Here is a 14,623-nt window from a genome sequence, read left to right on the forward strand (position 1 = left end):
CGCAGCCCGTGCCCGAGGTGCCGGCCGCGCCCCAGCCGCACGACCTCTCGCGGATCGCACAAGACCTCCAGATCCGCAAGGCGCAGGTCGAGGCCGTCGTCCAGTTGCTCGACGACGACAACACGGTGCCGTTCATCACCCGGTACCGCAAGGAGCGGACCGGCGGGCTGAACGAGGACGTCATCCGCCGCATCCAGGACCGGGTGGCCGCCCTCCGCGCGCTGACCGACCGCAAGCGGACCATCCTCAAGAGCATCGCGTTCCAGGGCAAGCTGAACGACGACCTGGTGCGGGCGGTCCTGGGCGCCGAGTCGCCGAAGCGCCTCGAAGACCTGTACCTGCCGTTCAAGCCGAAGAAGAAGTCGCTCGCCACCGAGGCCCGCGAGAAGGGGCTCGGGCCGCTGGCCGAGGCCATCTTCCACCGCGACCCCGCCGTCGAGAAGCTCGACGAGGTGGTGCAGGGGCTCGTCGACCCCGACAAGTGGCTGCTCAACACCGACGACGTGATGGCCGGGGTCCGCAACATCCTCGCGGACATGGTCGCCGACAGCGCCGACGTGCGCGGGCCGCTCCGCGCCTTCACCTGGGACACCGGCGTGCTGGTGTCGGTCCGCAACGAGAGCGTCGCCGAAGGGAAGGGGAAGGAGTACGAGCCGTACTTCGACTTCCGCGAGCCGGTGAAGGAGATCCCGCCGCACCGCGTGCTGGCCATCAACCGCGGCGAGAAGGGGAACGTGCTCAAGGTGCGGGTCGACACCGACCCGGTGCGCGGGCTGGAGATCACCACCTACCACCTGAACCTCGCCGAGCACCCGCACCGCGGGCTCCTGCTCGAGGTGGCCAAGGACGCGCTCGAGCGTCTGCTGCGGCCGAGCCTCGAGCGGGAGGTGCGCCGCGAGCTGACGGACCGCGCGCAAGAGCACGCGGTGATGGTGTTCGCCAAGAACCTCCGCAGCCTGCTCCTCCAGCCCCCCCTCCGGGGCAAAAAGGTGCTCGCGATCGACCCGGGCATTCGCACCGGGTGCAAGCTCGCCGCCCTCGACGAGACCGGCAAGCTGCTCGAGGACGCGGTCATCTACCCGCACAACCAGAAGCAGGCCGGCGACGCCAAGCGGAAGCTCGAGCAGCTCATCCGCAAGTACCAGATCTCGGTCATCGCGATCGGCAACGGGACCGGGTGCCGCGACAGCGAGCAGCTGGTCGCCGACCTGATCGCCGAGTTCGTCCACCGGCGGCTGAACCCGGTCCCCGAGGCGCCGCAGTCGGTCACCGTGTCGAGCGACGCGCCGGCGCCCGCGCCGGTGGCCGCCGAGGCCGTTCCGGTGGCCGCCGAAGCGGCGCCGGCGCCGGCCGCGGTCACCCTCGACTCGGGCGCCCCGACGCTGCCGGCCGAGTCGCTGACGCTGTCGGTGTCGCTGACCCCGGACGGGGCCGCGCCGCTGGCCCCTGTTGAAGCGCCGGCGGCCGTCGGCGAGACGCTCACCACCGGCGCCCCGGTCACCGCGTCCGTGCCGGTGGCGCCGCCCCCGCCCCCCGCGGCCCCGCCGATCTCGCTCGACGGGCTGCCGGAGGCGCCCGCCGACCTCGCCTACGTCATCGTGATCGAGGCCGGCGCCAGCGACTACTCCGCCAGCCCGGTGGCCCGCGAGGAGTTCCCGGACCTCGACGCCACCACCCGCGGCACCATCAGCATCGGCCGCCGGCTCCAGGACCCGCTCGCGGAGCTGGTGAAGATCGACCCGCAGCACATCGGCGTCGGGCTGTACCAGCACGACGTGAAGCCCAAGTTCCTCAAGGAGTCGCTCGAGGGCGTCATCGAGTCGAGCGTGAACCAGGTCGGGGTGGACCTCAACACCGCGAGCGTGCCCCTGCTGCGGCACGTGTCGGGGCTGAACCAGCTCGTCGCCCGCGAGATCGTGAACTACCGCGAAAAGAACGGGGCGTTCACGAGCCGCGAGCAACTGCTCCAGGTGCCGGGCCTGGGCGAGAAGCGGTTCACCCAGGCGGCCGGGTTCCTCAAGCTGCCCGACGGCGCGGACCCGCTCGACAGCACCTGGATCCACCCGGAGAGCTACGAGGTCGCCCGCAAGGCGCTCGCGGACTTCGGGTTCGCCCCGGACGACCTCCGCAACCGGGAGAAGGTGCAGGAGCTGCGGGCGAAGCTGAACGCGACCGACCTGCCCGAGATGGCGGCCAAGCTGGGCGCCGGCGAGCCGACGCTGGACGACATCTTCGCGTCGCTGGCGCGCCCCGGCCGCGACCCGCGCGAGGACCTGCCCCCGCCGATCTTCAAGACCGGCGTGCTCCGCCTGGAGGACATCACCCAGGGCATGGAGCTGAAGGGCACCGTGCTGAACGTGGTGCCGTTCGGGGCGTTCGTGGACATCGGCCTGAAGGAGAGCGGGCTGGTCCACATCAGCCAGATGGCCAACCGCTACATCAAGTCGCCGTACGACGTGGTGTCGGTGGGCGACGTGGTGACGGTGTGGGTGATGGAGGTGAAGCCGGGCGAGAAGAAGATCTCGCTCTCCATGATCCAGCCGGGGCAGGAGCGGCGCCAGCCCGACCGCGGGCGCGGGGGCCGCGCCGACGCCCCGCCGCGCGAGCCCCGGGGCGAACGGCCGCCGCGCCCGCAGCCGGCGCCGCAACCCGCCCAGGAGCAGCGGCCGGCGCCCCGCGAGGACCGCGGCGGGTACCGGCCGCCCCAGCGCCAAGGCGGCTTCCAGTCGCGGCAGGGGGCGGGCGCGGGGCAGGGGCAGCGGTACGGCAACCGCGGCCCGGGGCCGAACACGGCGCCGCCGCCCCAGCCCCAGGAGGCCGCGCCGCCGGAACCGCCGAAGAAGCCCGGCAAGCCGAAGCCGCTGCCGAACCTGACGCCCGAGAAGAAGGCCGGCAAGGCCGCGCTCAACACCTTCGGTGAACTGCTGGCGTTCTTCAAGCCGCCCGAGCCCGAGAAGAAGCAGGAGCCGCCCAAGGAGGAGCCGAAGGCCGAAGAACCGAAGCCGGAAGAAGGCGGGCCGGCCTGACGCCGACCGCCGATTACGGCGTTACGGCTGTCGCGACCGGTACCGGTGCCACGGACCTGAATCGCCTGCTCGGGTCCGGCACCGGACGGGGCGGTCGAAGGACTTGATTGGAAACAACCGCAGCCGGGTTCCGCGGACGAATTCGCCCGCGGAACCCGGTTCGGTTCGTCCTCGCCGTAGCTTCTCTCGCGTGGCTCCAGTGAGCCCGCGCGTGGCATTCCGCGCCAAACGTGTGTTTGGCACGAAGAGTTCACTTCCCTTCACCGCCCTGACGTACAATACCTCACATTCCGAACCGCGCCGCGCGGGCTCTCCTCGCGCTTGAGGGCATACGATGGCCGAGCCGAACGACCCCACTCCCAACAGCAACGGCCCCGGCGGGCCGCCGTCCGGCGCGAGGCGCGCCAACCCGCTGCTGCCCGGCGGGTGGATCGCGCTGGTCGTGCTGGGCGTGATCGCGTTCGCGTTCATCGCGTTCAAAAACAACGCGCGCGAGATCGACTACTCGAAGTTCCGCGACCTGATGGACTCCGGGCAACTGAAGTCGGTCACGCTGCTCGGACCGGACCGGGCCGAGGGCGAGGTCCGCGACTCGGATTCCGCCGTCGTCAAGAAGCTCGAACTGGGCAAGACGGGGCGGTTCGCGGTCAACCTGCCGCACTCGAACGACCAGCGGCCCCTTACCGCCGAGATCGAAAAGGCGGACCAGAAGTACCGCGAGGAGTACAAGAAGGCCAACCCCGGCCAGAACGACCCGGAGCGGGTGGTCATCAACCGCCGCGACGAACCGACCCCGTGGCTGGGGCCGCTCCTGCTGCAACTGCTCATCGTCTTCGGTCTGGTAATGGTGTTCGTGGTGTTCTTCCTGCCGCGGCTCCGCGACCCGATGGGCGGCGGGTTCATCAACAACTACATCCGCAGCCCCGCGAAGCGGTACGAGAAGGGGAAGGGCCGGGTCACGTTCGAGGACGTGGCCGGGATGGAGTCGGCCAAGCGCGAGCTGACCGAGATGGTCGACTACCTCAAGGACCCCGCGAAGTTCACCCGCGTCGGCGCCACCGTGCCGAAGGGCGTGCTGCTGGTCGGTCCCCCGGGCACCGGCAAGACGCTGCTCGCGAAGGCCGTCGCGGGCGAGGCCAACGTGCCGTTCTTTGCCATCAGCGGCAGCGAGTTCATTCAGATGTTCGTCGGGGTGGGCGCGTCGCGCGTGCGGGACATGTTCCGCACCGCGAAGGAGCACTCGCCGTGCGTCATCTTCATCGACGAGATCGACGCCGTGGGCCGGATGCGCGGCGCCGGGTACGGCGGCGGGTCCGACGAGCGCGAGCAGACGCTCAACCAGATCCTGAGCGAGATGGACGGGTTCCAGCCGTCGGAAACGGTCATCGTGATGGCCGCGACCAACCGCCCGGACGTGCTCGACGCCGCGCTGCTGCGCCCGGGTCGGTTCGACCGGCACATCACCGTGGACCGCCAGTCGTGGAAGGGCCGGCTCGAGATCCTGAAGGTCCACACCCGGAACAAGCCGCTGTCGGACAAGGTGGACCTGGAGCGGATCGCCCGCAGCATGGTGGGCATGAGCGGGGCCGAGCTGAAGAACCTGTGCAACGAGGCGGCGCTGCTCGCGGTGCGGGCGGGCCGAAACAAGATCGAGCAGATCGACTTCGACCGCGCGGCGGACCGCGTCCGGCTCGGCAGCCAGCGCGAGGAGCCGTACTCGGAGAAGGAGAAGCGGCGCACCGCGTACCACGAGGCCGGGCACGCCCTGTGCGCGTACCTCATGCCGTCCGGGATGCAGGCGCTGGACCGGGTGTCCATCATCCCGCGCGGCCGCGCCGGCGGGGTGACGATGTTCCAGCAGGACGAGGAGCGGGTGGACTACTCGCAGAGCGAGCTGAGCGCGATGCTGGTGATGTCGATGGGCGGGCGGGCCGCGGACAAGCTGGTGCTCGGCGAGCCGCTCTCGGGGGCGGTGGGCGACCTCAAGCAGGCGACCCGCGTCGCCCGGGTGATGGTCACCCAGTTCGGCATGAGCGACCGGGTCGGCCCGGTGTACCACCAGCAGGGCGAGGAGCACGTCTTCCTGGGCAAGGAGATCACGGAGTCGCGGGCGTACAGCGAGGGCACCGCGCGGCTGATCGACGAGGAGATCCAGCGCATCCTCAGCGACGCCGAGAACCGGGCGGCGGAACTGGTGAAGACGCACCGCGACAAGCTCGACCTGCTGGCCGACGCGCTGCTGCTGCACGAGGAGATCGACCGGGCGGAGGTGGAGAAGCTGATGAACGGCGTGTCCGTGGCGGACCTGCGCCCGGAAACGCCGAAGCCGGTCGCCGCCGCGCCGGTGCCGCAGCCGGAGCTGGCCATCACGCCGGAGGTTCCGCCCAAACCGGGGCTGGCGTTCGGCGGGGCGTAATCTGAGTCTCAGGTCCACAAGTCGCAAGTCCCAAGTCGAAGGCCGCAATTAGTGCCTTCGACTTGGGACTTGCGACTTGTGGACCTGAGACCACTCAGGACTTGTGGACCTGAGACCACTCAGGACTTGTGGACCTGAGACCACTCAGGACTTGTGGACCTGAGACCACTCAGGACTACTCCGACAAAGGCAGCCACTCGGTCACATCGAACCGGGCGTGCGGGGCGGTTTGCGGCGCGGCCAGGGACTGGTAATAGGCCGGCTGGCACACGGCCAGCAACTCGGCCAGTTCCGTCGGCAACAGGTTGGTGCGCTCGCGGCAGAACATCAGGTCCGTCGCGGACCCGCTCACCGGGATCATCAGGGCGCTCGGGACGGCCTTCTTGACCAGCCCCGCGAACGCCTTTCCGGACTCGCTGTCGGGAACGAGCACGAAAGACTGCGCCCCCGCGTCCGAGCCGCACGGCGGGACGGCGCGGGCGTAGTAGTCGCGGATCCGCGTCGGGAGGTCCGCCTTGCGCGCCCGCGACGCGGAGACCTCCACCTCCGTCACGTCCGTGACGGGCAGCAGCTCGCTCAGGAACGCCGTCGTCTGCTCGACGATGGGGGCCACGAGCGTGCGGCTCATGTCGGCGTTCAGGAGGCACAGCGCGGTCAGCCCGCCGCGCGGCTCCAGCACCAGCTTCTGGAGCGCGATCTCCAGCCGCAGCACGTCGTCCGGCTTCATCGACTTGACGACCCGTCGCGCGGACCGGTCGAGGTGCGTTTCGCCCGACGGCAGCACCACGTTCAGCGTGTTCGTGGGGTGCAGCGTCTGCTGGAGGGCCTCTTCGGACATCGCCGCCACCGGGGTGTCCGAGGACACCGGCAGGTTCGCGATCGGACATTCCAGGGTGGCGAGCAGCACGTCCATCCGGGTGCGGCAGTACCCCAGCTCGCTGACCCGCTCGTCCACTTTCGTGCGCAGCGCGCGGTAGAACTTGGCGGTCGCGTCCGCCAGATCCTCCTGGAGCCGGATGCGGGTGAACGCCCGGAGCTGGTCCAGGAAGTGCCTCATGCTGCGGCCCGACCGGCCGCCGAAGAAGCTGAACGTGCCGCTGCCCGCCTGGCACACGTCGAGCGCGGCCTGCACGTCGGCCCGCACCTGGCGGGACTTCACCTCGAGCTGCTGGGTGCGGACGTCCGCGGCGGCGGCCCACTCGCCGCACACCGCCGCCAGCCGCCGCAGCGCCGCGCCGATCGCGCCGAGCCGGCGCCCGGGCAGCTCCTCCAGCGGCCGCACCACCGCCTCGAACTCGTTGCCCCACATCTCGGCCACGCGCTTCACCGCCTCGTCCCACACCTTCGACGTGCGGCTGCGGCGGACGGTGCTGTCCTGGTCCCCGGTCGGGCGGACCCCGATGAGGTCGCGGGCCTGCTCCCACACGGCGCGCGACCACGCCGCAGCGTCCGGCCGCCGCCCGGTCGAGTTGAGCTGCGCCTCGAGCCCGTTGAGCCAGCGCTCGATCTGGTCGCCCGGGCCGCCCTCCGGGCCGCGCACGGCCTCCTGCTCGAGCTGCCCGCGGACCGCGTCGGGCTTGAGGCGCGGGTCCGCGGTCGCGCGGTTCACCGTGTGCTGAACGGGGGTCGGGTCGAGCGGGTTGGCGTCGGACTTCCACTCCCGGAGCAGGCCCACGCAGATCTTCTGCGCGGCGGCGCGGAGCAGCAGCCCGCGCGGGAACCAGACCCCGTAGGTGCCGAACGAGCGGAACGGGCTGCGGTCGAACCCCACCGGCCGGGCGCGCATCTGCTGGAGCGCCGGCCCCAGCGGGGTGGTCATGTCGTGCGACACGTACCCGGCGAGGTGCGACAGACAGTCCCGGAAGGCGCCGGCCGTGCGCTCCGGCATCGGCATCAGGTACGTGGCGGTGAACGGGAGCCCCTGGCTCTCGACCTTCGGCCCCTCCGGGCCGCCGTAGTGCGCGACGAACTGCACGTCCGGGTCCGCGTAGTGGTTCAGCTCGGTGACCGCGGCGTACAGGTTCGCCAACTCCTGGTCCGACATGCTGGGGTCGTTGGGCGCGGACGCGTACACGAACGCGGTCACCTGGGCGTCGGCCGGGGTGACCCGGGCGAGCACCCGCCGCACCGCGTACCCCAGGTCGATGAGCATCCCCCCGGACCCGCCGGCGGCGCTGGCGAACACGTACACCTGCGGTGTGTTGTCCCGCACCGGCAGCCCGGTCTGGTCGGACGACTGGGACAGCGACTCGGGGTGCGTGGCGATTTGCAGCTCGCGCCGCAGGCGGGTGACGAAGCGGAGGTAGTTGTCGCAGAACGCGAGCCGGCCGAGGGCGCGCGAGCCGCCCGCGTGGAGGCTCCGCGGGATCGCGTACAGCTTCTCCCGCGGCAGCCAGTCCAGGATCTGTTCGAGCTGGCGGCGGCGGTACTGGGTGACCGGCTGGAGCGGCACCGGGAACACCTCGTCGGTGCCCAGGGCCACGTCCGGCGGGGCGCTGACCGCTTTCGTCACCGCGTCGGGGTCGCAGTCGACGTACAGGAACCGGAAGCACGGCACCTGGACCACGTCGCCGACGCGGTCGGTGAGCCGGCACCGGAGCTCCTGGAGCGCCCGCCGCCCGAAGCTGCCCACCCCGATGAGGATGGTGGGGCGCAGCACCCCCACTTCCTTCTGCGGCGCGGTGGCGCCGAGCAGGTGCTCCTCGTCGATCTCCGGGTGCGCGTCGAAGTCGGCCGACCGGTGCGACGGCTTGTCGAGCACCGCCACGCCCCCGGCCGCGCCGCGCGGCGCGGCCGGCGGGGTGAGGTCCACGTCGTGAACCGTGCGGCCCGCCTTCGCCCACGAGCCGGGCTCGCGGACGCCGCTGCCGGACCCGCTCCCGTTCGGGTCGCGCGTGCCCAGCGCGCGGACGAACGCGGTGCAACTGGGCCACCGCTCGTCCGGGTTCTTCGACAGCGCCCGGGCGACCACCGCGCGGTCGGCCTCGGGCAGCATCGACAGGTCCGGCGGCTCGCTCATGTGCTGGAGCGCGAGCTGCCGGATGTTCTTGCCCGGGAACGGCCGCTTGCCGGTCAGCAGCTCGACGTACACGATGGCGAGGCTGTACTGGTCCGAGTGCTTGCTGATCTTGTTCTGGAACGTTTCCGGCGCGGCGTAGATGGGTGTGACGCCGCCCATCAGCCCCGACGAGCTGGACCGCTCGAGCTGCTTCACGAGCCCGAAGTCGGCCACCTTCACGCGGTCCGCCACCATGAACAGGTTGCGCGGCTTCACGTCCAGGTGCTGGAGGTTGTGCTTCTCGATCAGGTGGTCCAGGCCGACGGCCGCGTCGTCGAGGAACCCGAGCAGGATGTCGCGCGGGACGCCGGGCCGGCCCGCCTCCTGGTACTCCACCAGGCACTCGTGCAGGTTGCGGTCGGCCAGCTCCATCACGATGACCAGCTCGCCGCCGACATCCTCGATGCGGTCGATCTGGCACACGAACGGGTGGCGCACCTGTTTGACGCGCTCGAGCGCCTTCATCTCCTGGACCGCGCGGGCGTCGTCGCCGTCGAGCGCGTGGAGGTTGCCGTACACGAACTTGATGGCCTTGTGGATGCCGCCCGGGGCGATGCACTTCCACACCTCGCCGAACCCGCCAGTGCCGATGGGCTCGAGGAGCCGGTATCCGGGCAGGGGTTCGCCGTCGGGCTCGCGGAGCCAGTTCATAGCTGGGGTGCCCTATAACCCGGTCGGCGGACGGACCGTCCCGGCTGCGCGTTCCATAAAATTCCCGGTTGAACCGTAAGTCACTCCCCGCCAGAAGTCCAGTCGGCCGATTGAAGTGAGGCGGGGGCAGAAGTTCGGCCAGGGTTTGGAGCGTTGAGCCTCGGTGGAACGCGAGGACGTTGTTGCCGTCGATCGATGCGGGTGGTCTGATACGAAAGATCGTGTGCCGGCGACGCAGCGTAATCGGTCCTGCTCGTGGGCGCGCCGTTCATTTCCGGGTTCCGGCACGCGCGCTGCTACTGTCTGACGGCGCACCGCCGGAGCCGGGTGGTTATTGGAGTACGCTGATGCGTCTGTTGCCCCTGTTCGCGCTCGTTGTCGGGTTGTCGGCGCTGGGGTGTAACAAGAAGCCGCCCGCACAGTCCAAGGATGTCGGGCCGCCCAAGGTTACCGTCGCCGCCCCGCTCGTGCGCCCCGTGACCGAGTTCACCGAACTGACCGGCACGCTGGCGGCGGTCAAAACGGCCGACATTCGCGCGCGGGTGAACGGGTACGTTCAGAAGGTGCTGTTCCAGGAAGGGGCCGAGGTCAAGGCCGGGGCGAAGCTGATCGAGATCGACCCCGAGCCGTTTCAGGTCGCGCTCGGGCTGGCCGAGGCCGGGGTCAAGAGCGCGGAAGCCCAGCGGGAGCAGGCCGCGGCGAACGAGGCGCGGGTCAACAAGACGTTCATGGCCGGGGCCGCCAGCAAGGAAGAGTACGACCAGGCGCGGGCGAACCTGTTGGTGTCGAAAGCGAACGTCGAGAAGAGCCAAAAGGATGTCGAGCAGGCGAAGCTGAACCTTTCGTACACCACGGTCGTGGCCCCGTTCGACGGGCGCGTGGACCGCATTTACGTGAACGAAGGGAACGTGGTCACCGGCGGCACCGGGTCGGGCACCGTGCTAACGCGGGTGACCACCGTGGACCCGACCTACGCGTACTTCACGGTCGATGAGCAAACGGTGCTTGCGTACCTGCGGCGCGCGCAGCGCGAGGGGCGGGTGTCGTCGGCCCCGGGCACCGGCCCGCCGGTCGAAATCCAGTTGCGCGACGAAACCGGCTACCCGCACAAGGGCACGATCGACTTCGCCAGCTCCGAGCTGAGCCCCTCGACCGGCACCCTCCAGATCCGCGGCACGTTTCCGAACCCGGCGCCGCGGCTGCTCCGGCCCGGCCTGTTCGTGCGCGGCCGCATCCCGCTGAGCACGGCGACGGAAGCGACGCTGATCCCCGACGACGCCGTCCAGAGCGACCAGGCGGAGCGCGTGGTGTACGTGGTCGGCCCGAACAACCGCGTCGCGGCGAAGCACGTCAAGCTCGGGCCGCAGTCGCTGGGGCTGCGCGTCGTTGAGGGGTTGGCCCCGACGGACCGGGTCATCATCAACGGTTTGGCCCGCATCCAGCCGGACATGGAAATCGACCCCCAACCCGGTGAGATCAAGCCGCGCCAGACCGCGCCGACCGGCGCCCCGGGGCAGGGCGGGGCGCCCGGCGCGGGCGGGACCGCGCCCGACCAACCCAAGTCAAAGTGAGCGCCGCGCCGACGCGCCCGGGGCCGCGGCCCCGGCCTTACCCGCCCGACCCTGTCTCATAACTCCGAGTGCCCATGTTCGCGCGCGTGTTCATCGACCGGCCGGTGCTCGCCTGGGTCATTTCGCTCGTCATCGTGCTGTTCGGCCTCGCGGCGCTGTCCCGGCTGCCGATCGCGCAGTACCCGGAGGTCGCGCCGCCCACCGTCACGGTGTCGTGTACGTACCCCGGCGCGAACGCGCAGGTGGTGTCCAACAGCGTCGCGGCCCCGATCGAGTTGCAGGTGAACGGGGTCGAGGGGATGTTGTACATGTCGTCCAACTCCGGGAACGACGGCTCCTACTCCCTCACCGTCACGTTCGCGCTCGGCACCGACCTGAACATGGCGCAGGTGCTGGTGCAGAACCGGGTCCAGCAGGCCACGCCGCTCCTGCCCGAGGAGGTGCAGCGCCAGGGCGTCGTGGTGCGCAAGCGCACGCCGGACATCCTGCTCATCGCCAACCTGTTCTCGCCGGACGACTCGCGGGACCAGTTATACCTCTCGAACTTCGCCACGGTGCAGGTGCGGGACGAGGTGGCGCGCATCGAGGGGGTCGGCGACGTGACCGTGTTCGGGCAGCAGGACTACAGCATGAAGGCGTGGCTGGACCCGGACAAGCTCGCCGCCAACAGCCTCTCGGCGTCGGACGTGGTGAACGCGATGCGCGAGCAGAACGTGCAGGTCGCGGCCGGGCGGGTGGGGGCCGAGCCGGCGACGCCCGGGGTGGCGTTCCAGTACACGCTCAACGCGCTCGGGCGGCTCGAAACGGTCGAACAGTTCCGCAACATCGTGGTCAAGTCCGGGGCCGCCCCGTCGTCGCAAGCCGGTTCCGCCCCCGCGGGCGGGGACCCGGCGGGGGCGACGAACGGGGGCGCGGCCGCCGCGCCGAGCAGCCCGACGCCCGCGCCGCCGTCCGACGCGCTGCTGCGCCCCGTCGTGCTCCTGGGGGACGTGGCCCGCGTGGAACTCACGGCCCGCACCCAGGACATCACGAACACGCTGGACGGCAAGGCCTCGGTGGGGCTCGCGATCTTCGCGCTGCCCGGCGCCAACGCGCTCGACGTGGCCGACCGGGTGAAGGCCAAGATCGAGCAGCTCAAGAAGCGGTTCCCGCCGGGCGTCGAGGTGGCGGTGCGGTACGACACCACCCCGTTCATCCAGCAGTCCGTGGAGGAGGTGTACAGCACGCTGTTCGACGCCACACTGCTGGTCGCGGTCGTGGTGCTGCTGTTCTTGCAGGACTGGCGGGCGATGATCCTGCCGATGATCGACGTGCCGGTGTCGCTGGTGGGCACGCTGGCGGTGATGTACGTGTTCGGGTTCTCGCTCAACAACCTCACGCTGTTCGGGCTGGTGCTGGCCATCGGTATTGTGGTGGACGACGCGATCGTGGTGCTGGAGAATGTGGAGCGGTGGATCGCGCAGGGGCTGAACGCCCGCGACGCCACCCTGAAGGCGATGTCCGAAATCACCGGGCCGATCATCGCGATCACGCTGGTGCTCAGCAGCGTGTTCCTGCCGAGCGCGTTCCTGGGCGGGGTGACGGGGCAGTTCTTCCGCCAGTTCGCGCTTACGATCTCGGTGGCGATGATGATTTCGGCGCTGAACGCGATGACGCTGACGCCGTCGCGGGCGGCGGCGATCTTCCGCGGGCGCGAGAAGACCGCGCACGAGACCACAGAAACGCTCCCGCGGTGGGGGTGGGCGCTGCTGATCGGTTACGCGGGCTACCGCCTGCTGGTCGCGGTGTTCGGCCCGCTGCCGCTGGTGCCGCCGCAGACGCCGGCGGCGGCCCTCAACCCGGCCAGCGTGAAGCTGTGGGCGCAGTGGGTCGGCTCACACGCCCTGTACATGATCCCCGGTGCGGTCGCGGGCTGGTTCGTCGGGCCGCGGGTGAACGCCGTCCTGCGGCGGTTCTACGCGCTGTTCAACCGCGGGTTCGACAGGACCGCGCACGGGTACACCTGGGCCGTGCGCCAGGTGCTGCGCGGGTCGCTGATCGTGCTGGCCATTTACGCCGGCCTGCTCGCACTCACGTACACCGGGTTCGCCCGCACCCCCACGGGCTACATCCCGCCGCAGGACCAGGGGTACCTGCTCGTGTCGGTGCAGCTCCCGGACGCGGCGTCGGCGCAGCGCAGCCGCGCGGTGATGCAGCAGATCGACGACATCGTCCGCGCGCAGCCCGGGGTGTCGAACACGCTCACGGTGACCGGCCAGTCGTTCGTGCTGGGCGCGACCGGCTCGAACTTCGGCACCATGTTCGTGATCCTGGAGCCGTTCGAGGCGCGCAAGGGGGACGTTTCGCGCAACGGGTTCATGATCCTGCGCGACCTGAACGCGAAGATCCTCCGCGAGGTGCAGGACGCGCAGGTGCTGATCCTGCCGCCCCCCCCGGTGCGCGGGCTGGGCTCGGCGGGCGGGTACCGGATCATGGTGGAGGACCGCGGCGACCTGGGGCCGGAGGGGCTCCAGCGCGAAACGAACGCGCTCATCCGCGAGATCAACCAGACCCCGGCGCTGGGGGCGTCGTTCACCGTGTACCGGGCCAACGTGCCCCAACTGTTCGTGGACGTGGACCGCGTGCGGTGCCGGCAGATGGGCGTCCCGCTGGCCGACGTGTTCGCCACGTTGCAGGTATACCTCGGCGGGACGTACGTGAACGACTTCAACCGGTTCGGGCGCAACTGGCAGGTGACCGCCCAGGCGGACGCCCCGTACCGCATGAGCGCCGACACCATCCGCAACCTGCGCGTCCGCAACGACCGCGGCGAGATGGTGCCGCTGGGGTCGGTCGCGAAGATCCAGGACGTTACCGGGCCGGTGGTGATCCAGCGGTACAACACGTTCCCGGCGGCGGCGGTGAACGGGAACCTGGCCCCCGGCACGAGCACCGGCACCGGCATCCAACTGGTTACCGAGGCCGCGGAGCGCTCGCTGTCCGGCCAGGCGGGGTACGAGTGGACCGACATCTCGTTCCTCCAGAACCAGGAGGGGAGCACGGCGATTTACGCCTTCATCGGCGCGGTGCTGCTCGTGTACTTGGTGCTGGCGGGGCTGTACAACAGTTGGTCGCTCCCGTTCGCGATCATCCTCGTGGTGCCGATGTGCATTCTGTCGGCGATCGGCGGCATTTACGGGTTCGCGCTGCTGGTGCCGGCGGTGGCGCCGGAGATCAACATCTTCACGCAGATCGGGTTCGTGGTGCTGGTGGGGCTGGCGTGTAAGAACGCGATTCTGATCGTGGAGTTCGCCGAACAGCAGCGGCACGAGGGTAAGGCGCTGCGTGAGGCGACTCTGGAGGCCGTGCGGCTCCGGCTGCGGCCGATCGTGATGACCAGTTTCGCGTTCATCCTGGGCGTGGCGCCGCTGGTGCTGGCCCAGGGGGCCGGGGCGGAGATGCGGCGCACGCTCGGCATCGCGGTGTTCAGCGGGATGCTCGGGGTGACCTTCTTCGGGCTGGTGCTGACGCCGGTGTTCTACTACCTGATCGAGCGCTGGCTCGTGGGGGGAGAAACGGCGAAGCCGCCGGCCGGGGCGCAAACGCCTCCGGACATTGGCGGGCCGAACCCGCCCGAGTCACCGCATCCGGCTCCCGCGGCCGAACCGAACCCGCCCGCGCCGCCACACGCTGGCTGACCAACGGACGAAGCGACTGTAGCCGCTTCACAGACGGGCGTGAAAGCGGCCGACGGTCTTCTGCAACCGGACTGTGGGCTCGCGACGGAATGGGAATCGCTCTTCAAACGAGCGTGAACGGGGGGATCAGCCATCATTGCAACACGTTCCTTGGCACAGCGGTTGCATTGATTACGGCCGCCGGGGACGCAAGGACATGATTCCCGGGCGTCACACAAACGCAG

General features: G+C 70.3%; 5 protein-coding genes. 4 read left to right on the forward strand and 1 reads right to left on the reverse strand.

Features of this window, described 5'->3' with window-relative positions:
• Both R5W23_RS26265 and ftsH read left to right on the forward strand, forming a co-directional pair.
• Positions 1 to 3,026 (forward strand): Tex family protein (locus R5W23_RS26265; protein ID WP_320688927.1); only part of this gene is annotated, 3,026 nt, incomplete at its 5' end.
• A gap of 334 nt (positions 3,027 to 3,360) precedes the next feature.
• Positions 3,361 to 5,442: an ATP-dependent zinc metalloprotease FtsH gene (gene ftsH, locus R5W23_RS26270; RefSeq protein WP_320688928.1), complete on the forward strand. Its 2,082-nt coding sequence runs from the start codon at positions 3,361 to 3,363 to the stop codon at positions 5,440 to 5,442.
• 175 nt (positions 5,443 to 5,617) lie between these two features.
• On the opposite strand, the gene R5W23_RS26275 is transcribed toward ftsH, so the two are convergent.
• Positions 5,618 to 9,151, reverse strand: coding sequence for a tubulin-like doman-containing protein (locus R5W23_RS26275; RefSeq protein WP_320688929.1), 3,534 nt, complete (start codon positions 9,149 to 9,151; stop codon positions 5,618 to 5,620).
• A gap of 347 nt (positions 9,152 to 9,498) precedes the next feature.
• Here R5W23_RS26275 and R5W23_RS26280 point away from each other — a divergent pair, with 347 nt between their 5' ends.
• Both R5W23_RS26280 and R5W23_RS26285 read left to right on the forward strand, forming a co-directional pair.
• The gene (locus tag R5W23_RS26280; RefSeq protein WP_320688930.1) at positions 9,499 to 10,722 is read left to right on the forward strand and encodes an efflux RND transporter periplasmic adaptor subunit; all 1,224 of its coding nucleotides are present in this window, start codon (positions 9,499 to 9,501) and stop codon (positions 10,720 to 10,722) included.
• Positions 10,723 to 10,796: 74 nt separating this feature from the next.
• A complete protein-coding gene (locus R5W23_RS26285) occupies positions 10,797 to 14,399 on the forward strand; it encodes an efflux RND transporter permease subunit (RefSeq protein ID WP_320688931.1) in 3,603 nt (1,200 codons plus the stop codon).
• Positions 14,400 to 14,623 lie beyond the last annotated feature (224 nt).

It is taken from the genome of Gemmata algarum (assembly GCF_034097035.1).
Classification (GTDB): Bacteria; Planctomycetota; Planctomycetia; order Gemmatales; family Gemmataceae; genus Gemmata; species Gemmata algarum.

Excerpts from the sequence above, each read along its gene's own strand:
- ftsH (WP_320688928.1), top strand. The coding sequence starts at position 3,361 with ATGGCCGAGCCGAACGACCCCACTCCCAACAGCAACGGCCCCGGCGGG.
- R5W23_RS26275 (WP_320688929.1), bottom strand. The coding sequence starts at position 9,151 with ATGAACTGGCTCCGCGAGCCCGACGGCGAACCCCTGCCCGGATACCGG.
- R5W23_RS26280 (WP_320688930.1), top strand. The coding sequence starts at position 9,499 with ATGCGTCTGTTGCCCCTGTTCGCGCTCGTTGTCGGGTTGTCGGCGCTG.
- R5W23_RS26285 (WP_320688931.1), top strand. The coding sequence starts at position 10,797 with ATGTTCGCGCGCGTGTTCATCGACCGGCCGGTGCTCGCCTGGGTCATT.